The organism is Ruegeria sp. S84, assembly GCF_056583445.1.
The window spans coordinates 2,039,293-2,058,692 of the sequence record NZ_CM152618.1; the positions used below are offsets into that span (position 1 = coordinate 2,039,293).

General features: G+C 57.5%; 15 protein-coding genes and 1 pseudogene. 8 read left to right on the top strand and 8 right to left on the bottom strand.

Annotated elements, in window-relative coordinates; translation table 11 throughout:
* Positions 1-13: 13 nt before the first annotated feature.
* Positions 14-1,203, bottom strand: a pseudogene (locus AC1DFB_RS10300) (DegT/DnrJ/EryC1/StrS family aminotransferase).
* Between the two features lie 39 nt (positions 1,204-1,242).
* Positions 1,243-1,914, bottom strand: coding sequence for an HAD-IA family hydrolase (locus AC1DFB_RS10305; protein ID WP_480921199.1), 672 nt, complete (start codon positions 1,912-1,914; stop codon positions 1,243-1,245).
* A 134-nt stretch (positions 1,915-2,048) separates the two neighbouring features.
* On the opposite strand from AC1DFB_RS10305, the gene glmU reads away from it, so the two are divergent.
* The 3 genes from glmU to AC1DFB_RS10320 are packed head-to-tail and all read left to right on the top strand — an operon-like array spanning position 2,049 to position 5,918.
* A complete protein-coding gene (gene glmU, locus AC1DFB_RS10310) occupies positions 2,049-3,401 on the top strand; it encodes a bifunctional UDP-N-acetylglucosamine diphosphorylase/glucosamine-1-phosphate N-acetyltransferase GlmU (protein WP_480921200.1) in 1,353 nt (450 codons plus the stop codon).
* 3 nt (positions 3,402-3,404) lie between these two features.
* Positions 3,405-5,228, top strand: coding sequence for a glutamine--fructose-6-phosphate transaminase (isomerizing) (gene glmS / locus AC1DFB_RS10315; protein ID WP_480921201.1), 1,824 nt, complete (start codon positions 3,405-3,407; stop codon positions 5,226-5,228).
* 6 nt (positions 5,229-5,234) lie between these two features.
* Positions 5,235-5,918: a DNA alkylation repair protein gene (locus tag AC1DFB_RS10320; protein ID WP_480921202.1), complete on the top strand. Its 684-nt coding sequence runs from the start codon at positions 5,235-5,237 to the stop codon at positions 5,916-5,918.
* On the opposite strand, the gene AC1DFB_RS10325 is transcribed toward AC1DFB_RS10320, so the two are convergent.
* Positions 5,906-6,319 (bottom strand): hypothetical protein, encoded by a 414-nt coding sequence (locus tag AC1DFB_RS10325; protein WP_480570736.1) that lies wholly within the window; start codon positions 6,317-6,319, stop codon positions 5,906-5,908. The genes AC1DFB_RS10320 and AC1DFB_RS10325 overlap by 13 nt on opposite strands.
* Before the next feature lie 91 nt (positions 6,320-6,410).
* On the opposite strand from AC1DFB_RS10325, the gene moaA reads away from it, so the two are divergent.
* Positions 6,411-7,418, top strand: coding sequence for a GTP 3',8-cyclase MoaA (moaA, locus tag AC1DFB_RS10330; RefSeq protein ID WP_170404063.1), 1,008 nt, complete (start codon positions 6,411-6,413; stop codon positions 7,416-7,418).
* 1 nt (position 7,419) lies between these two features.
* Positions 7,420-8,718, top strand: coding sequence for a 3-deoxy-D-manno-octulosonic acid transferase (locus AC1DFB_RS10335; protein ID WP_480921203.1), 1,299 nt, complete (start codon positions 7,420-7,422; stop codon positions 8,716-8,718).
* 74 nt (positions 8,719-8,792) lie between these two features.
* On the opposite strand, the gene AC1DFB_RS10340 is transcribed toward AC1DFB_RS10335, so the two are convergent.
* From AC1DFB_RS10340 to AC1DFB_RS10360, 5 genes are read right to left on the bottom strand one after another with little or no spacing between them, the layout of a single operon-like run.
* Positions 8,793-9,956 carry a M20 aminoacylase family protein gene (locus AC1DFB_RS10340; RefSeq protein WP_480921204.1) on the bottom strand — a complete coding sequence of 388 codons (1,164 nt, stop codon included), beginning with the start codon at positions 9,954-9,956 and terminating at the stop codon, positions 8,793-8,795.
* A 17-nt stretch (positions 9,957-9,973) separates the two neighbouring features.
* Positions 9,974-11,137 (bottom strand): M20 aminoacylase family protein, encoded by a 1,164-nt coding sequence (locus AC1DFB_RS10345; RefSeq protein WP_480921205.1) that lies wholly within the window; start codon positions 11,135-11,137, stop codon positions 9,974-9,976.
* Between the two features lie 14 nt (positions 11,138-11,151).
* On the bottom strand, positions 11,152-12,318 hold the full coding sequence (locus AC1DFB_RS10350; protein ID WP_480921206.1) for a M20 aminoacylase family protein: 1,167 nt from the start codon (positions 12,316-12,318) through the stop codon (positions 11,152-11,154).
* A 22-nt stretch (positions 12,319-12,340) separates the two neighbouring features.
* Positions 12,341-13,507: an acetylornithine deacetylase gene (argE, locus tag AC1DFB_RS10355; RefSeq protein ID WP_480921207.1), complete on the bottom strand. Its 1,167-nt coding sequence runs from the start codon at positions 13,505-13,507 to the stop codon at positions 12,341-12,343.
* 5 nt (positions 13,508-13,512) lie between these two features.
* Positions 13,513-15,333 carry an ABC transporter ATP-binding protein gene (locus tag AC1DFB_RS10360; protein WP_170397103.1) on the bottom strand — a complete coding sequence of 607 codons (1,821 nt, stop codon included), beginning with the start codon at positions 15,331-15,333 and terminating at the stop codon, positions 13,513-13,515.
* A gap of 285 nt (positions 15,334-15,618) precedes the next feature.
* Between AC1DFB_RS10360 and AC1DFB_RS10365 the strand changes: the two genes are divergently transcribed.
* From AC1DFB_RS10365 to AC1DFB_RS10375, 3 genes are all read left to right on the top strand, one after another.
* Complete coding sequence (locus AC1DFB_RS10365) at positions 15,619-17,325, top strand: peptide ABC transporter substrate-binding protein (RefSeq protein WP_170397105.1); 1,707 nt, start codon at positions 15,619-15,621, stop codon at positions 17,323-17,325.
* 94 nt (positions 17,326-17,419) lie between these two features.
* Positions 17,420-18,427: an ABC transporter permease gene (locus AC1DFB_RS10370; RefSeq protein WP_170397107.1), complete on the top strand. Its 1,008-nt coding sequence runs from the start codon at positions 17,420-17,422 to the stop codon at positions 18,425-18,427.
* On the top strand, positions 18,420-19,400 hold the full coding sequence (locus AC1DFB_RS10375; protein WP_170397109.1) for an ABC transporter permease: 981 nt from the start codon (positions 18,420-18,422) through the stop codon (positions 19,398-19,400). The genes AC1DFB_RS10370 and AC1DFB_RS10375 overlap by 8 nt, the downstream gene beginning before the upstream one ends.

The following is a 19,400-nucleotide window of genomic DNA, read 5'->3' on the forward strand; positions in this document are numbered from 1 at the left end:
GCACTCCGCTGGACTATGACTGATAGACAGCGCTGACTTCAGCCCGGATAATGCGCGCAATTTGGGCACAATCCTCTAGCGAGAAGGTCAGCGGAACGCGCATATCCATGATCCCGGCCAATATCCGATCACTGACCGGCATCGGGGCGCTGTCGGCATAACGCCAACTGTCATAGCGTGATGTAAATCCCGACGGTTCAGCCCCCCGAACCACTTCAGTTCAACCCCGCGCGCGGCGCAGCGCTGGATTACCTCGGCAATGCGCTCGGGTGTCCAGTCCAGCAACAGGAATTGTATCGATGAACCGACATAGGTCTCAGCATCAGGCCGCTCCACCATCGTCAAACCCGGCGTTTCACGCAGGCCATGCTCAATCACAACATAGCGTTCATTCCAACGCTGTACCTGCCGATCAAGATCACGCAACTGCGGACGTAAGATCGCTGCACGCAAATTATCCATCCGACCCGAGACATTGGGGGTTGTGAATTTGATCTGCTCGAACACCTCCGGCCCGGGCGCGGCCAGATGGCGTTCATACAGCATATATGAGCCAGAGAGCATCGTTGCCTTGGCCGCCAGCTTCGGATCATCCGTGATCAGCAACCCGCCCTCGCCCGAATTGACATGTTTATAGGTCTGGCACGAGTAACATCCGATGGCCCCCTGCCGCCCAGACAGCTGCCCGCGCCAGGCGGCACCCATGGTATGGGCGCAATCTTCGATCACGATCACACCCGCCGTATCACACGTCTGCATCATGCGATCCATATCGCATAGATGCCCTCGCATGTGGCTCAGCATCAACACCTTCGCCTGATCCAGCTTGGCCTCAAGATCATCCAGATCGATGGTCAGGGCTTCGGTCACACCAACAAAGACCGGCTTTGCCCCAACCGACGCGATCGCCCCGGGCACCGGGGCCAGAGTGAACGCGTTGGTCAAAACCGGATCGCCCGGCTTAACCCCCACCGCCCGCAGAGCTGTGGCCAGAGCGTAGCCACCCGACGAGACCGCCAGACAGTATTTCGCTCCCATCTGGGCGGCGAATTCCTGCTCCAACAAAGCCGTCTCGCTCAACTCGCCAGGGGCAACATTGTAGCGGTGCAAACGACCATGGCGCAAAACGGCCAAGGCAGCCTCGATCGCCTCTTCGGGAATGGGTTCTTGCTGGGTGAAATTACCTGTGAATGTCTCAGTCATGAATCCGTTTTTATGCTGAGTGTTAAGCGGGTCAAGGGATCAGGCCGCCGCTCCGATCAAATCGGAGACCAGTTTCGGTAAATCATCAAAATGATGCAACAACGCCTCGGGCTCCAGCGCAGCCATCTCATCGCCCGACGGGCCGAATGTCACCAGTACCGACGGCACTCCCGCAGCCCGCGCCGTATTTCGGTCGGTATCTGAGTCGCCGATCAATACGCAGTGGTCAGGGTGCCCTCCGGCGCGACGCGCTGCTTCGCGTAACGGTTCAGGGTCGGGTTTCCGCACCGGTAATGTGTCTGCACCGATCAGTGAAGCAAAGTGATCACGGACACCCATCCGGGTCAGCAGCAAATCAGCCAGGCCTTCGGGCTTGTTGGTGCAAATCCCCACGCCATAACCTGCATCTTTCAGTGCTTCGACGGCTTCAAGCGCACCGGGATAGAAATAGGTATGCGTATCGATCGCCTGCCCATAGACGTCCAAAAAGACCGGATAATAGGCTTCAACAACGTCCGCGTCATAGGCGCCGACCCGCTTCAATCCATGGGACAACATCAAGCGTGCACCGCGTACCGATACCGCCGCATCAAGCTCGGGCGACAGAACATCCCCATGACCCATCTCGCGAAAACAATGGTTTGCAGCGGCCAGCAAATCACCAGATGTATCCACCAAAGTTCCATCCAGATCAAAGATTACCGTTCGCATGCTCACCTCCTGAACCGGCGGGTTTCCGCCATGTCGTGTTGCAAACGGCAATCTTCTTTGATGGCTGAACCGCTTGCGCCTTTGCCCACAGCGGATAAAACGGGCGGCGACAAAACAAAAGAGAAAACGATTTCATGAGCACTGCCCTTGTCATTCTTGCCGCAGGAAAAGGCACAAGGATGAACTCTGATATTCCCAAAGTCCTGCATCCGATCGCTCAGGCCCCAATGCTGGTTCACGCCATGCGAGCCGGTGCTGTCCTGTCGCCCGATCGCACGGTGATTGTTACCGGCCACGGCGCGGAAGCTGTCGCGCGCGTGGCTGAAGCCGAAGATGAAAACACCAGCATTGCGGTGCAGGAAGAACAGCTTGGCACTGCCCACGCGGTTGCGCAGGCGCTTGCAGCGCTGGAGGGCTTTCAGGGGGATGTGGTCGTCCTCTATGGTGATACCCCGTTTCTACAGCCCGACACCCTGCAGCGGATGATCGAAGCGCGCGCAAAAAACGATCTGGTCATTCTTGGATTCGAAGCTGCAGACCCCGCCCGTTATGGCCGCCTTGTGATGAACGGGGACGCCTTGGAGCGGATCGTCGAATTCAAGGATGCCACAGATGAAGAACGCACTATAACCTTCTGTAACTCAGGACTTTTGGCATGCGATTCCGAAACCTTGTTCTCACTGATCGATGCCGTTGGCAATGACAACGCCTCGGGTGAATACTATCTGACTGACGTAGTCGAGATCGCCCGCAGCCAAGGGCTGACCGTAACTGCAGTTGCCTGCGACGAAGCTCAGACGCTGGGCATCAATTCGCGCGCTGATCTGGCGGCGGCGGATGCGGTGTTTCAGGTGCAAGCACGGTCCGCATTGCTGGATCTGGGGGTCACTCTGATGGCCCCTGAAACGGTTTATCTGGCCGCAGATACCGTCATTGGCCGCGACACTGTCATTGAACCCAATGTGGTTTTCGGCCCCGGAGTGACCGTGGAAAGCGGCGCAACGATCCGGGCGTTTTCACATCTCGAAGGCTGCCATGTCAGCCGAGGTTCGGTGGTCGGACCCTATGCCCGGCTGCGTCCGGGTACAGAGCTGGCTGAAAACGCCAAAATTGGCAACTTTGTCGAGATCAAGAACGCCGAAATCGCCGAAGGCGCAAAGGTGAATCACCTTAGCTATATCGGCGACGCTTCGGTCGGGGCGGCGACCAATATCGGCGCGGGAACTATCACATGTAACTATGATGGCGTGATGAAGCATAAAACAACCATCGGGGAAAACGTGTTCATTGGATCGAACACGATGCTGGTGGCCCCGGTCACTCTGGGTGATGGCGCGATGACCGCCACGGGGACCGTAGTGACCAAGGATATTGAGCCAGACGCATTGGCCGTAGCGCGTTCCAAGCAGGAAAACAAACCCGGCTATGCGCGTAAATTGTTTGAAATGTTGAAGGCGAAGAAGGCTCGCCGCGACAAAGGAGCCTGAGTTATGTGTGGAATTGTTGGTGTTCTGGGCAGTCACGAAGCTGCCCCTATCCTGGTCGAAGCACTGAAGCGGCTTGAGTATCGCGGTTATGACAGCGCCGGTATTGCGACCGTGAACGATGGCGCTTTGGGCCGCCGACGGGCCGTCGGCAAGTTGGTGAACCTAAGCGACCTTCTTGTTCATAACCCCCTTCCAGGTAAATCCGGTATCGGTCACACACGCTGGGCCACCCATGGTGCCCCATCAGTTAACAATGCGCATCCGCACAAGGCCGGGCCTGTCGCCGTAGTGCACAACGGCATCGTCGAAAACTATCGTGAACTGCGGGCCGAACTGGCCGAGAATGGGGTCGGTTTCGTGACGGATACCGACACTGAAACCGTTGCCCTGATGACGGAACGCTACATGTCCGAAGGGCTGTCTCCGGTCGACGCCGCGTTTAAAACCATTGATCGACTCAAAGGTGCATTTGCGCTCGCCTTTCTGTTCGACGGTCAAGAAGACCTGATTGTCGCAGCGCGCAAGGGCTCGCCCCTTGCAATTGGTCACGGCGATGGTGAGATGTTTGTTGGGTCTGATGCGATCGCGCTGGCCCCCCTGACGGATCGCATCACCTATCTTGAGGAAGGCGATCGGGCGGTTCTGACCCGCACTTCGCTTGAGATTCGAACCGAATCGGGAGAGCTTGCCAACCGCGAAATTCGGCAAGTTCAAATCGATCAGACCCGTGCCGACAAAGGTGGCCACAAGCACTACATGGCCAAGGAAATTGCCGAGCAGCCTGTTGTGGTGGCCGAAGCCATCCGCTCGTATCTTCCGACCGGAGGCGATCAGGTTGTATTGCCCGGTTACGGTCTGGATTTCACCAAGCTGGACCGTCTGACCATGGTGGCCTGCGGCACGGCATTCTATGCTTGCCTGACGGCAAAATACTGGTTCGAACAGCTGGCCAAGATGCCGGTTGAAGTCGATATCGCCAGCGAGTTCCGCTATCGCGAACCTCCGGTCTCGGACCGGACGTTGGCGCTGTTTGTAAGCCAATCGGGCGAAACCGCCGACACGCTTGCTGCCCTGCGCTATTGCGAGGGCAAGGCGGACAAGATTGTCTCGGTCGTGAATGTCGCGGAAAGCTCGATTGCGCGCGAAAGCGATGTGGCGTTGCCGATCCATGCGGGTGTTGAGATCGGTGTTGCCTCGACCAAGGCGTTCACCTGCCAGCTTAGCGTGTTGCTCATGCTTGCCCTTAAGGCCGCTGCAGATCGAGGCACGCTTAGCGATGAAGAGATCGCCGATCACGCGGCCGCCCTTCGCGGTTTGCCGACTGTTCTGAATGCTGCGCTGGATCAGAACGACGCTATTCGCCAATCCGCCCAACGCCTGTCCGAAGCGCGCGACGTGCTGTTCCTGGGCCGTGGCCTCATGTACCCGCTGGCGATGGAAGGCGCGCTGAAACTCAAGGAAATCAGCTATATCCACGCCGAAGGCTATGCCTCGGGTGAGTTGAAGCACGGCCCCATCGCCTTGATCGACAAGCATATGCCGGTTGTTGTCATGGCACCGCGCGACGCAGTTTTCGACAAGACAGTTTCGAACATGCAGGAGGTGATGGCGCGCAAGGGCAAGGTTATCCTCGTCTCCGACGATGATGGAATCGCTGAGGCAGAAGATGGAGTTTGGAGTACGATCCGTATGCCACATGTGCACACCAGCCTTGCCCCGATTCTCTATTCGGTGCCCGCGCAATTGCTAGCCTACCACACGGCGGTGGCCAAAGGCACAGATGTTGATCAGCCCCGTAATCTGGCAAAATCCGTCACGGTTGAGTGATCGGGCATGCAAGCCTATCTGGATCAGATCAAAGCCCATGCCGATCCCGAACGCGCAGAACAGGTGGCGGCCTACCATAAGGTAGACCGCACCTATCTGGGCGTTCCGAACCCGGTTTTGAATGATCTGACCAAGGCTTGGCGGCGCGAACTTGAAGTCATCGACCGCATCGCTGTCGCCGATGGCTTATGGCAGACCAACATTCATGAAGCGCGGGTCGCGGCAGCAAAGCTGCTGACCCAAGCCCGTATCCGACCGGATGACGCGATGTGGGACCTGCTGCAAAGCTGGCTACCGGATTTTGACGCCTGGGCAGTGGCCGATCATGCCTGTATGGCGATGCAAAAGCGCCTGTCGGCTGATCCAACCCGGCTGGATCAGGTCGAACGCTGGACCACGTCGGGCCACATGTGGACCAAACGCGCCGCGCTGGTCGCCACCCTGCCCTGGACCAAACAGAATCATCCCAAAACGGAAGACCTGGCATGCCGCGACCGTATACTCGGCTGGGCTGCCACGTATGTCTCCGATCGGGAATGGTTTATCCAGAAGGCCATCGCATGGTGGCTGCGCGAATTGTCAAAGCATGATCCAGAGCGCGTAGTCGCGTTTCTGGAAACGCACGGCGCAAACATGAAACCCTTTGCCCTCAAAGAGGCTGGGAAATACCTGCGCGCTCAGTCGGAATAGACTTCCAGTTCCACCAACTCGTCATATGGCACCAACAGCGCGCGCATGGCTTCAAGCGACAGCCGTCCGCCACCGCCTTCGGGGCCTGGTGCGGGAACAAGCGTGACATAGGCCTGCGCACCCGTGCGCGGCACAACCACGCGGCCGTTGATTTCAGTTTGTACCAGAGGCGTCTGCAACCAGCGCCCCGGTGTGTTGGGATCGCCCAGCCCGGCAACGGTCGTTTTGGCGCCAGACCACCCTGCGGCAGCCACAGGTTCAGGAGTTACCTCCGTCGCCTCTGCTGTAACGGGTTCAGCCGCCGTCTCGTTGGATGAACTTCCGAACACCCGATCCGTCGTGGACCGAACGGAATCGCAACCGGCAACGAAGCTAAAAGCTAAAACCAAAGCATATTTCATAACACAAAACCTAGAGCGCTGCGCCTAACTGTACCAGTCCAAAACGCAGATGGCACTTGCCGCGAACATGCCTCCGCTTTACCTATGAGCCATGACAGCTCCGCTTATAGACCCGTTTGCCCGCGCCATCACCTATCTTCGCGTCTCCGTTACGGATCGCTGCGATTTCCGCTGCGTCTACTGCATGTCCGAAGATATGAAGTTTCTTCCCAAGAAAGACCTTCTGACTCTGGAAGAGTTGGATCGTATGTGCACGACATTCGTCAATTTGGGCGTCGAGAAATTGCGCATCACCGGGGGCGAACCACTGGTTAGGCGAAACATCATGTCATTCTTCAACAGCATGACCCGACATCTGGACAGCGGCGCCCTGAAGGAGTTGACGCTGACAACCAACGGATCACAATTGCACCGATTTGCGGATGATCTTTACGCAGCGGGCGTGCGGCGCGTGAATGTCTCGCTCGATACGCTGGATGAAGACAAATTTGCCAAGGTCACCCGATGGGGCCGCCTGAAACAGGTGCTGAACGGCATTGACGCAGCACAAAAGGCTGGCCTGCGGATCAAGATCAACGCTGTCGCTCTGAAAGGGTTCAACGAGCCCGAGCTACCCAAGATCACCGAATGGTGTGCCGAACGCGATATGGACCTGACCTGGATCGAAGTCATGCCCATGGGCGATATAGGCAACGAAGACCGGCTGGATCAGTATTGGTCGCTCAAAGACGTCCGCAAGGAATATCAGAACCACTATACGGTCACTGATCTGGCCGAACGGACGGGTGGTCCGGCGCGGTATGTCAGGCTTGAGGAGACCGGTCAAAAGATCGGTTTCATAACGCCACTCAGCCATAACTTCTGCGAAAGCTGCAACCGCGTGCGCCTGACCTGCACTGGTGAGATCTACATGTGCCTTGGCCAGGAAGATATGGCTGATCTGCGCGCACCCTTGCGCGATCATCCCGATACCGAGAAACCGTTGGAAGACGCGATCCGCGCAGCCATCAATCTCAAGCCCAAGGGCCATGATTTCGACTATTCCCGGCAAGCCGTCGACGGTCAGATGAGCCGCCACATGAGTCATACGGGCGGCTGAGATGCCCGATAGATCCGCGCAGCCGACGCTGCTGTACAAACTGTACTGCGGTCTCATATCTATTGCCGAACCCCTGATTTGGCGGAAAGTACGCAACAAACTGCACGCTGCGGGTGTTCCCGAAAGCCGCCAGCAAGAACGGCTTGGCCATGCCAGTTTGCCGCGCCCAGATGGGCAGCTGATCTGGTTTCACGCGGCCAGTGTGGGTGAAAGCCTATCGGTTCTAAGCCTGATCAACCGTCTGGGGCAGCGCCTGCCGAATGCTGAGTTTCTCATCACCTCAGGCACCCCGACCTCGGCGACGTTGATTGCCAAGCGCTTGCCTGCCCGGACGCGCCACCAGTATCCGCCATTGGACAGCGCCGCTCCGGTGCGCGAGTTTCTGGACCACTGGAAACCCGATGCAGGCATCTTTGTAGAAAGTGAAATCTGGCCCCGCCTGATCGTAGAGGCCGCCAATCGCGGCACGCCACTGGCGCTCTTGAATGCCCGGCTATCTGACAAATCAGTGGACAGTTGGAACAAGCGCCCGAACACTGCGCGCTTCATTCTGGATCATTTCAAGGTATTCCTAACGCAAAACTCCAAAACAGCCGATAACCTGATCACCATGGGCGCTGATGCTGAGCGCGTCCAACCCGGCACCAACCTCAAGGCCATGTCTGACCCGCTGCCCGTAAATCAGGATGTCCTGACCAAAACCCAAGCGCAGATAGATGGTCGCCCGCTGTGGATTGCCAGTTCGACCCATACAGGGGAAGAAGAAACGGTTCTGGCAGCCCACAAAGCGTTGCTGCAGCGATGGCCCGACCTGCTATTGCTGCTGATCCCTCGCCATCCGGAGCGTGGAGACGACGTTGCTAAATTGGTGAGTGATGCTGGTCTTTCGCATGCACGACGCAGCGCTGACCAACAGATAACATCAGACCTACAGGTCTATGTCGCGGATACATTGGGTGAAACCGGAACCTGGTACGCCCTCTGCCCCATCGTTTTCCTAGGGGGATCGCTGAAAGAGATCGGCGGCCATAACCCGTTCGAACCGGTTCAGGCGGGGGCTGCGGTGATCACCGGTCCCGGCTATTTCAATTTTGCCGAGACATTTGAGCCGCTCATCAAAACAGGCGGCGCCGTCCGGATCAACTCGGCCAATGCATTGTCAGATGCTGTCACCCTCTGGCTGTCGGACAAAGCCGAACTGCACACCGCTCGAATGGCAGCCGATGCCTGCGTGAAAACACAGAGTTCGGCGTTGGATGCGGTGATCGAAACGCTCTGCTCCCGCCTGTCTCTCGGCTGACAAAACACACCGATCCCTCTTCACCTGGCTAAAAATACCTCGGAGGTGTGGGGGCAGAGCCCCCACCCTTCCCATCAAGCAGCAGGCATCCGCTGCTCAACAATCTCGGCCCACCAACTACACCCGGCAGGAATGGCCTCGTCGTTGAAATTATACTCGGGATGATGAACCATGGCCGTATCTCCATTGCCCACCAGAATATAAGCCCCCGGACGCTCTTCGAGCATAAAGGCAAAATCCTCACCCCCCATGACAAGGGGCGCTTCGTCACAGCTGCCCGAGACCGATTTCGCCACCTCGGCCGCGAAATCGGTCTGCTCGTCACTGTTCACCATCACCGGATAGCCACGAATATAGGTCACATCCGCCGTGCCACCAAAGGTCGCTGCAACTCCTGCGCAAATCTCGTTGATCCGTTTCTCGGCAAGATCGCGCAACTCTTTGCTCATGGTGCGTACGGTGCCTTTGATCTGCACCGTCTGCGGGATCACGTTAAACGCCTTCGAGGAAGTCTCGAACGACGTCACCGATACCACCACCTGATCAATCGGATCAGCATTACGCGAGGCAATCGTCTGCAGCGCCAGAACCGCCTGCGCCGTCATAACGGTTGTATCCACGGTCTCCTGCGGTTTCGCGGCGTGGCCACCGCGTCCTTCAAAGGTGATGTCGAACTGATCGGTCGCGGCAAAGAACGAACCCGGACGGATCGAGAAGCTGCCGACCGGACGGCCCGGCCAGTTGTGCATGCCGTAGACTTCCTGAATGTTCCAGCGCGCCATCATGCCGTCTTCGCACATTTCGCGACCACCGCCGCCACCTTCTTCAGCGGGCTGGAAGATGACCACTACAGTACCGTCAAAATTACGCGTTTCCGAAAGGTATTTCGCCGCCCCGAGCAGCATCGCCGTATGTCCATCATGGCCACAAGCATGCATCGCCCCATCGGTTTTCGAGGCGTAATCCAACCCCGTCGCCTCGTGAATCGGCAGCGCATCCATATCAGCACGCAGACCGATGACTTTGCCACTCGAGTCTGATTTGCCCTTGATCACACCGACAACCCCGGTGCGACCGATCCCGGTAACGACCTCGTCGCAGCCGAACTCTTTCAGTTTGTCCGCGACCAAAGCACTGGTGCGGTGGGTTTCAAACAGAATCTCGGGGTTTTCATGAATATCCCGTCGCCATTCGGTGATTTCGGCCTGCAATTCGGCAAAGCGGTTCTTAACTGGCATGTCTTCTCTCTCCTAATTCAAGCCGCCGGCATCCGGCGCTCGACCATTTCGGCAAACCATGAGCATCCCATCGGGATGATCTCATCGTTAAAATTGTATTCAGGGTGGTGCAGCCCGGCGCTGTCGCCATTGCCCAGCACGATGAACGCTCCGGGGCGTTCTTCCAGCATGAACGAGAAATCTTCGCCGCCCATCACCATGGGCGCTTCATCACAGCTGCCACCTACGGAAATGGCGGCCTCAGCGGCAAATTCCGTCTGTTCTTCGGCGTTGATCGTCACCGGAACTCCACGCGTGTATGAGACTTTGACAGTGCCACCGAAGGTTTCAGCAATACCCTCAGCCACCTCGCTTAGCCGCGTCTCGATCAGGTCGCGCATTTCGTTCGAATGCGTTCGTACAGTACCGCGCACCTGCGCCGATTGAGGGATCACATTGAACGCTTTGGATGAGGTCTCGACCGAAGTCACAGACAGAACCGCCTGTAAAATAGGGTCCGCGTTACGCGACACGATGGTCTGAAGTGCCACGATCAGTTGCGACAACATCACTGTAGTATCAATTGTTTCATGCGGTTTCGCTGCGTGGCCGCCTCGACCTTCCAGATGAATGTCGAACTCATCCGCAGCCGCCAGCAGCGGGCCAGACCGGATCGCGAACTGCCCCGTCGGCACACCTGGCACATTGTGCATGGCATAGACTTCCTGAATGCCGAACCGATCCATCAGACCGTCTTTGCACATCGCTTCGGCCCCATTGCCGCCTTCTTCCGCTGGTTGGAAAATCACAATGGCCGTGCCGTCGAAATTCCGCGTCTCAGACAAGTATTTCGCCGCGCCCAACACCATCGCCGTATGGCCATCATGGCCACAGGCATGCATGGCGCTATCGGTTTTCGAGGCATAATCAAGGCCCGTCTGCTCCTGCACCGGCAGCGCGTCCATATCGGCACGCAGGCCGATCACACGGCCCTGCGTGTCGGTCTTGCCCTTGATGACGCCAACAACACCGGTGCGGCCAATGCCCGTCACAACCTCATCGCAACCGAACTCTTTCAGCTTTTCAGCCACCAAGGCGCTGGTGCGGTGGGTGTCATAAAGGATCTCAGGATGTTGATGAATATCCCGCCGCCAACCGGTGATTTCTTCGTGCATTTCGGCAAGTCGGTTCTTGATTGGCATCTGATCCTCCCAAATCAGGCGACGGGTAATCGTCGTTCCACCAGCTCGGCAAACCAGCTGCAACCGGCGGGAATGGCGTCGTCGTCGAAGTTGTATTCCGGGTGATGGCACATGGCCGTGTCCCCGTTTCCGATAAAGATGTAGGCTCCGGGCCGTTCTTCAAGCATGTAAGCAAAATCTTCTGACGGCATGATTGGATCGGTGCTGTCATTGACCTTGCCTGCCACGGCCTGCGCGGCCTCAGCAGCATAGATGGTTTCATCGTCCGAATTCACCGTCACCGGATAGCCCGGCGTCCACGTCATTTCGGCAGACGCGTCGAAGGCCGAGGCCGTGTCTTCCGCGATCCGGCGCACGCGATCTTCGGCGATCTTTCGGTATTCAGGATCAAGCGTGCGAACAGTTCCCCGCAACCGCACCGTATGGGCAATCACATTCGAGGCCACACTATCGGTTTCAAAGGTCCCGACGGTCAGCACCACCCTTTTGATAGGATCCACGGTACGCGACACCACTGATTGCAAAGCTACAACAATGTGCGACGCAATCAGCGTTGTATCTAGCGCCTCATGCGGGGCGGCAGCATGACCGCCTTTACCCGTTACAACAATTTCGAATTCATCCGAAGAAGCCAGCAATGCGCCTGGTCGAATGGCAAACTCACCAACCGGCATCCCAGGCATGTTGTGCATGCCGTAGACTTCCTGAATACCCCAGCGCTCCATCAGCCCGTCCTGACACATGGCCAGACCACCTGCCCCGCCTTCTTCGGCAGGCTGGAAAATCAACACAACGGTACCGTCAAAATTCCTCGTCTCTGCCAGATACTGCGCCGCGCCCAACAGCATCGAGGTATGACCGTCATGACCACAGGCATGCATCTTACCAGAAACCGTCGAAGCATAGTCCAGCCCCGTCGCCTCTTCTATGGGCAGCGCGTCCATGTCGGCACGCAGCCCGATAACACGGCCTAGCGTATCCTGACGTCCCTTGATGACGGCAACCACGCCAGTCTTGCCGATGCCGGGCGTGATGTCATCCACACCGAACTCCTTCAGTCGGTCGACCACAAACCCTGCCGTTTCCTCAACATCATACATCAGCTCGGGATGCATATGCAGGTGACGACGCCATTTGGTGATCTCGCCATGCATTTCGGCGAGCCGGTTCTTGACGGGCATCTTTAACCTCTCCTTTGAGATGTTATTCGCAGAGCCTCTTTACCAGACGCTCCATAAATTTTTGACCTGCGTTGAATTGAGAAATCGTAATGAACTCATTCGGCTGATGGGCCTGCGCGATATCACCGGGGCCGCAGATAACAGCGGAATAACCGGCTTCCTGAAACTGCCCCGCCTCAGTGCCATAGCTTACCACATGTGTCGCATTGTCACCGGTGAGCGCGCGCACCAGCGTCTCGGCCTCGCCATCTTCTTCAGGCACAAGACCGGGGATCGAGAAATGCTCGGATAGCTCGATCCGGGCTTCCGGATGTACCGCTTGCATTTGGGCCTCGACTTCTCGAACCTTATCAAAATAGGCTTTCTGCCAGACCGCCTTTTCATCATCCGGAACGGTGCGAAAATCCATCATGAACCGGCAATCCTTGGCGGTGATGTTATGCGCGGTCCCGCCTTCGATCATACCAACATGGCAGGTAGTCCAAGGCGGATCGAACACTGACGCAATGTCTGAAGGTTGCGCCGCCATATTCTCGGCGTTCCGATCATTGGCCCAATTGATCAGCGGCGCGGCCTCCATGATCGCATTAACGCCCGTATGCATGATTGAGCTATGCACCTCGAACCCCACCACATGCGTGTCAAAACCAAACCCGCCCTTATGGCCGGTGACGGCCTGCATCATCGACGGCTCGCCCACAATCACGGCTGAGCCCTTGGGCAAAACCTCCTGCATCCGGGCGATCATCGGCGGCGCGCCGGTGCAGCCCACCTCTTCATCAAAGCTCAACGCCAGTTGTAGGGGGCGTTTGGTGTCGGCGTGATGCGCCTCAACCAAAGCCCAGATCGCCAGCGCGTCAAAGCCCTTCATGTCACAGGTGCCACGCCCGAAATACTTGTCATCCTTCTCGGTCACGACAAATGGATCGGTGTCCCAGGGCTGGCCATCGATGGGAACAACATCTGTGTGACCTGACAGGACAATCGCGCCCTCTTCCCACGGGCCGACATGCGCGAACAGAGCCGCCTTGTGCGGCTGATCCGGATCAGGCCAACGATGCGGTTCGATCCCATGGCCTTGCAGATACGCCTCGACCCAATCCACCAGAGGTAAATTCGTATCGCGACTGACAGTCGGGAATGAGATCAGCTTTGTCATGATCTCCAGCGGAGACAGGCGCTCAGCCATGAGGGTCAATATCCGCTGTCAGTGGTCAACACAAAATGGCCCGGTTCAACCTCGTTGTATTGCGAGGGTTCGGGCGCGTATCCAATCGGATGAATGGGCGACGGGATCGGTTTGAAGTTCAAGTCTTTTTCCGACTTGCGCTTGTTCGGATCGGCTATCGGAACCGCCTTCATCAGTGCCTGCGTATAAGGGTGCTGTGGGTTCTCAAACACCCGAGCACGCGGGCCCAGTTCGACAATGCGGCCCAGATACATCACACCGACATGGTGACTGACCCTCTCGACCACCGCCATGTCATGGCTGATGAACAGATAGCTTAGGCCAAGTTCCGATTGCAGCTCCATCATCAGATTCAGCACCTGCGCCTGAACCGAGACGTCCAGCGCCGAAACAGCCTCATCCGCGATGATTAGCTTGGGATTCAGCGCCAGTGCTCGCGCAATCGCAATCCGTTGCCGCTGACCACCCGACATCTCATGCGGGAAGCGGCGCATGAAGCTGCGCGGCAGTTGCACCTTGTCGAACAGTTGCGCCACGCGGTCCTGCAGTTCTGACCCCGACGCAACCCCATAGTTCCGCATCGGTTCGGCGACCTGATCAACCAATTGCATCTGCGGGTTCAGCGAGGCGAACGGATCCTGAAAGATCATCTGCATGTCCAGCCGCGCTTTGCGCAGGCCGGCCTGGTCCAGCTTCATGATGTCGACACCGTCCAGATCAACCTCACCCGCCATCGGCTCCACCAATCGCAGGATCGAGCGCCCTGCCGACGACTTGCCACACCCAGATTCGCCCACGAGGCTGAGAGTCTGCCCCCGGTTCAGCGTGAACGAGACATCTTCGACTGCATGCACGTTCGAGATGGTCCGGCGCAGCAATCCGCCTTTCACCGCAAATCGCGTGGTCAGGTTCTTGACCGTCAGCAACACTTCGTTCGTGCCCGGGATCGGAGCGATCTTCTGGCCTTCCTCACCCAGCAGTTTCATTGGCTCGGGCGCGGCTTTACCCTGCATCTCGCCCAATTTCGGAACCGCCGCCAGCAACGCCTTGGTGTAATCGTGCTGCGGGTTTTCGAAGATTTCTTTGACGGTGCCTTCCTCGACCTTATTGCCGCGGAACATAACCACCACGCGGTCCGCCATCTGCGCGACCACAGCCATGTCATGGGTGATAAACATTACTGCCGTTCCGGTCTCGCGCTTGAGGCGGTCCATCAGCGCCAGAATCTCGGCCTGGATGGTCACATCCAGCGCGGTGGTGGGCTCGTCCGCAATCAGCAGGCGAGGCTCACACGCCATGGCCATGGCGATCACCACACGCTGGCGCATGCCACCGGACAGTTCATGCGGATATTGCTTTAAACGTCGCTCGGGCTCGGGGATGCGCACCTGACGCAATAGTTCCAGCGCGCGCTCTTCGGCCTGCGCTTTGTTCATGTCCTTGTGGATTCGCAATCCTTCGGTGAGCTGCCGTCCGACGGTGAAAACCGGGTTCAAGGCCGTCATCGGCTCCTGAAAGATCATTCCGATCTCATTTCCGCGAATCTGCTTCATCAGATCTTGATCGGCGTGGGACAGATCCATTTCCTCGCCGCCGCGGCGATCAAAAAGCAGTTGTCCGCCAGCAATTTCACCGCCGCCGAACTCGACCAAGCGCATCAGCGATAGAGATGAGACTGATTTGCCCGACCCCGATTCGCCCACGATACAGACGGTTTCGCCTGGGTTAACCTCGAACGAGACGTCCTCGACGCCCACCACCGGGCCATCTTTAGTTTGAAATTCGACCCGCAGTTTTTTGATCTGGGCAATTGGCTGATCCAGCACGCGCGCTCTCCCCTTGGCGGCTTTTCGGATTGGGTGCCAAACGCTAAGGCGGGCAGATGTGAAAAGTCAAACCGATAGGTCAAATTTCGCAAGGCAAGGCTTGCAATTTTCCAAAACTCTGTTTCGATACGCCGCGTAACCGTTCTGGGGAGAGGTCTGAATACACGAAGGCGATACAGTCGTTTCCGTTTGATTCCAAATCCTTATCCCTTTTGACGGCCACGCCTAACCCGCGGGCATCGCGGAGATAATCGAGACACGTATGTGTCCAACATGGAGTGTATGATGAAAATCAAAACCCTTTTGCTTGGTGCGATTGCAAGCACGGCAATGGCCCCGATGGCCATGGCCGAGCGTGGATCGGACGGCAATGTCAGCATCATTTACTGGCAAGCCCCATCGATCCTGAACCCGTTCCTTTCGGGTGGCACCAAGGATGTGGAATCCGCGTCGCTAGTGATTGAGCCGCTCGCCCGGTACAATCAAGATGGCGAAATGGTTCCGTTCCTGGCATCCGAAATTCCGACAGTTGCAAATGGTGGCGTCAGCGAAGACCTGACCTCGATCACTTGGAAAATCGCGCCGGGAATCACCTGGTCAGACGGCACACCTTTCACCTCCGCTGATGTAGTGTTCACTGCAAACTATTGCATGGACCCAGAAGGCGGTTGTGCGCAGGTGACCAAATTTGAAGGTGTCACCAATGTCGAAGCTGTCGATGATCTGACCGTCAAAGTCACATTCGATGCGCCGACCCCGTTCCCTTACGGCCCGTTCGTGGGTGGTGAGAGCCCGATCATCCAGGCAGCACAGTTCGCGGATTGCATGGGAGCCAAAGCGCCCGAATGCACCGAGCAGAACTTTAACCCGATCGGCACAGGCCCATTTGTTGTCACCGAATTCAAGCCGAATGACGTGATCACTTTCAAGGCCAATGATAACTACCGTGACCCGGCAAAGCCTGCGTTCGCAACGGTAACATTCAAAGGCGGTGGCGATGCAACTGCTGCTGGTCGTGCGGTCATGGAAACCGGCGAATTTGACTATGCCTGGAACTTGCAGCTAGCGCCTGAAGTGATCGCGCAGATGCAGGAAGGCGGCAAAGGTACTCCGGTCGCAGGCTTCGGCCCGCTGGTGGAACGCATCATGCTGAACCAGACCAACCCGTCACCAGATCTGCCGGAGGGCGAGCGTTCGACTGCGACGCATCCGCACCCGTTCCTGCAGGACCCTGCTGTTTACAAGGCCATGTCGCTGGCCATCGACCGGCCGCTGCTGGTTGAAATCGGCTACGGTCAGGCCGGTAAGGTTACCTGCAACTGGGTACCTGCGCCTGCCGCGGTGAATTCCGACACATTCAGCTGCGATACTCAGGATATCGAAGGTGCCAAGAAGCTTCTGGATGACGCGGGTATCGTAGATTCCGATGGCGATGGCATCCGTGAAAAAGACGGTGTACCGCTGAAGATTGTCTACCAGACCTCTACCAACGCAGTTCGCCAGGACTTCCAGGCGCTGATCAAAGAATGGTGGAGCCAAATCGGTATCGAAACTGAGCTGCGCAACATCAATGCTTCGGTCTTCTTTGGTGGTGATCCGGGTTCGCCTGACACCTTCCAGAAGTTCTATGCCGACGTTGAAATGTATGCCAACACCTTCAACGGCACTGACCCGCAGTCCTATCTGGGCAACGGCCTGTGCGACAAGGCACCCAAGCCTGAAAGCCAGTGGCAGGGCGAGAACATCAGCCGTTTCTGCAACGAAGAGTTCGACAAGCTGCATGGCAAACTGGCCGAAACCGCAGGTGCGGATGAGCGCGCGCAGATCGCGCGTCAGCTGAACGACATCATGGTTGAAAATGGCGGAATGATCCCGCTGGTGCACCGTGGTCGTCTGTCGGCACACGCCAACACGCTGGGTGGCGTTGTCCTGAACGTTTGGGACAGCGAGCTGTGGAACATTGCGGACTGGTACCGCAAGACCGGTTCCTAAGCGTTAATCTTGCAAAACCGCGCCCCGACCCATATCGGGGCGCGGTCATTTGCAGACCACTCCAACAAGAAGACGCATATAAAGGCGCCTCTTAATGCTCAACTTTACCATCAGACGACTGGTGCTGGCCGTTCCCACGCTACTGTTCATCAGCCTCGTCATCTTCCTGCTCCTCGAACTCGCACCAGGCGATCCGATGGCGCAGGTTCCACTTACCGTCCCCCCCGAAGTCAAAGAGAAGATGCGCGAGGCACTGGGCCTCGGTCAGCCGATGCATATCCGGTTCTGGAAATGGATCGTGCAGTTCTTCTGGATCGAACCGCAGGTTCTGGTCGACTCGATCTTTGGTACAACCTTCTCCGAAGGTGACCTGCGCGTGATTTCGTGGCAGACCCGCTCACCCGTCATGGACATCGTCGTTCAGCGCATCCCGCAGACCCTGTGGGTTGTCGGCACCGCTTATGTGGTCGCCATCCTGATCGCCCTGCCCATCGGCATCTATTCGGCCTATCGCCAGTATTCCTGGTTCGACCAAATGGGCACATTCGTGTCGATGGTCGGCTTCTCGGTACCGCCGTTCTTCTCGGGCGTATTGGTGATCGTGATCTTCTCAGTCCAGCTTGGGTGGTTCCCGTCGATCTATGACACTACCCATGTGGTCAATAGCTGGGACAGCTTTGTTGTACAGCTGAAACAGATGATCATGCCGGTCATGGTTCTGGCTCTGCAGATCACCGCGCAGCTCAGCCGATTCATGCGCGCCTCGATGCTGGACAACCTTAATCAGGATTATGTCCGCACTGCCCGCGCCAAGGGCCTCAGCGAATACACGGTCGTCATGGTCCACGTCCTGCGCAACTCGATGATCCCTGTGGTCACCGTTATCGCGCTGGGTATTCCGGCCATCTTCGGCGGAGCGATCATTACCGAGCAGGTGTTCAAAGTGAACGGCATCGGCCAGTTGCTGATCGGGGCTATTCAGGCCAATGACTTGCCGATGGTCCAAACCCTGACCTTCATATTTGCCGTGCTGATCGTCCTGTTCAATCTGATCGCCGACGTTCTCTATGGCATTCTGGACCCGAGGATTCGTTATGACTGATCATGATCGTACCGATACACTGGTCCCGGACGAAGGGCTTGCGCCCGCCTCGACAGCGCTGCCAACCACCGATGTGATGGAAGAACTGGCCACCCCACCACGGAGCCAATGGCGCGATGTCTGGGACCAGTTCAAGACCCACAAAGGCGCGATGATCGGAGCGATTCTGTTCATCTTCATCGTCGCAGGCGTCTATCTGGGACCATACTTATGGAGCATCGACCCCACTCAGATCGACATCCGTTCGCGCAATCAGGGCCCCAGTTGGGCGCATCCCTTCGGCACCGACCAGTTGGGCCGCGATATCCTAGCTCGCATGATGTCAGGCGGTCAGACATCGGTGTCAGTCGGCATCACCGCGATGCTGTTGGCGCTGTTTCTGGGCTCGTTCATCGGTGTTCTGGCCGGGTTTTTCAAACGGCTGGATGGCCCGCTGATGCGCCTGACGGATCTGTTCTTGGCCTTGCCGTTGCTACCGCTGCTGCTGGTCATGATGCTGCTCTTCCGCGAGCCGCTATCTGCTGCCTTCGGGTTAGAGCGTGGAATCTTCATCCTGATCGTCTGCGCCATCGGCATCACCTCATGGATGCCCACAGCGCGGATCGTGCGCGGCGATGTGCTGGCGATCAAAGAGCGTGAGTTCGTTCTGGCCGCCCGGTCCATCGGCACCAGCAATGGCCAGATCATCACCCGGCACATCCTGCCGAATGTTCTGTCTCCGATCATGGTGTCGGCCACGCTGGGGATTGCAACTGCGATCATCACCGAAAGCGCGCTTTCCTTCCTCGGCCTCGGATTTCCGCCGGACTTCCCGACATGGGGTCGGCTGCTCTTCGATGGCGTCGACTATCTGCAGCAATACCCCGAGCGCGTGTTCTGGCCCGGACTGGCGATCTCACTAACCGTCCTCAGTGTAAATTATCTGGGTGACGGCCTGCGCGATGCGCTGGATCCACGTATTCGCGGACGATAA

Excerpts from the sequence above, each read along its gene's own strand:
- AC1DFB_RS10305 (WP_480921199.1), bottom strand. The coding sequence starts at position 1,914 with ATGCGAACGGTAATCTTTGATCTGGATGGAACTTTGGTGGATACATCT.
- glmU (WP_480921200.1), top strand. The coding sequence starts at position 2,049 with ATGAGCACTGCCCTTGTCATTCTTGCCGCAGGAAAAGGCACAAGGATG.
- glmS (WP_480921201.1), top strand. The coding sequence starts at position 3,405 with ATGTGTGGAATTGTTGGTGTTCTGGGCAGTCACGAAGCTGCCCCTATC.
- AC1DFB_RS10320 (WP_480921202.1), top strand. The coding sequence starts at position 5,235 with ATGCAAGCCTATCTGGATCAGATCAAAGCCCATGCCGATCCCGAACGC.
- AC1DFB_RS10325 (WP_480570736.1), bottom strand. The coding sequence starts at position 6,319 with ATGAAATATGCTTTGGTTTTAGCTTTTAGCTTCGTTGCCGGTTGCGAT.
- moaA (WP_170404063.1), top strand. The coding sequence starts at position 6,411 with ATGACAGCTCCGCTTATAGACCCGTTTGCCCGCGCCATCACCTATCTT.
- AC1DFB_RS10335 (WP_480921203.1), top strand. The coding sequence starts at position 7,420 with ATGCCCGATAGATCCGCGCAGCCGACGCTGCTGTACAAACTGTACTGC.
- AC1DFB_RS10340 (WP_480921204.1), bottom strand. The coding sequence starts at position 9,956 with ATGCCAGTTAAGAACCGCTTTGCCGAATTGCAGGCCGAAATCACCGAA.
- AC1DFB_RS10345 (WP_480921205.1), bottom strand. The coding sequence starts at position 11,137 with ATGCCAATCAAGAACCGACTTGCCGAAATGCACGAAGAAATCACCGGT.
- AC1DFB_RS10350 (WP_480921206.1), bottom strand. The coding sequence starts at position 12,318 with ATGCCCGTCAAGAACCGGCTCGCCGAAATGCATGGCGAGATCACCAAA.
- argE (WP_480921207.1), bottom strand. The coding sequence starts at position 13,507 with ATGGCTGAGCGCCTGTCTCCGCTGGAGATCATGACAAAGCTGATCTCA.
- AC1DFB_RS10365 (WP_170397105.1), top strand. The coding sequence starts at position 15,619 with ATGAAAATCAAAACCCTTTTGCTTGGTGCGATTGCAAGCACGGCAATG.
- AC1DFB_RS10370 (WP_170397107.1), top strand. The coding sequence starts at position 17,420 with ATGCTCAACTTTACCATCAGACGACTGGTGCTGGCCGTTCCCACGCTA.
- AC1DFB_RS10375 (WP_170397109.1), top strand. The coding sequence starts at position 18,420 with ATGACTGATCATGATCGTACCGATACACTGGTCCCGGACGAAGGGCTT.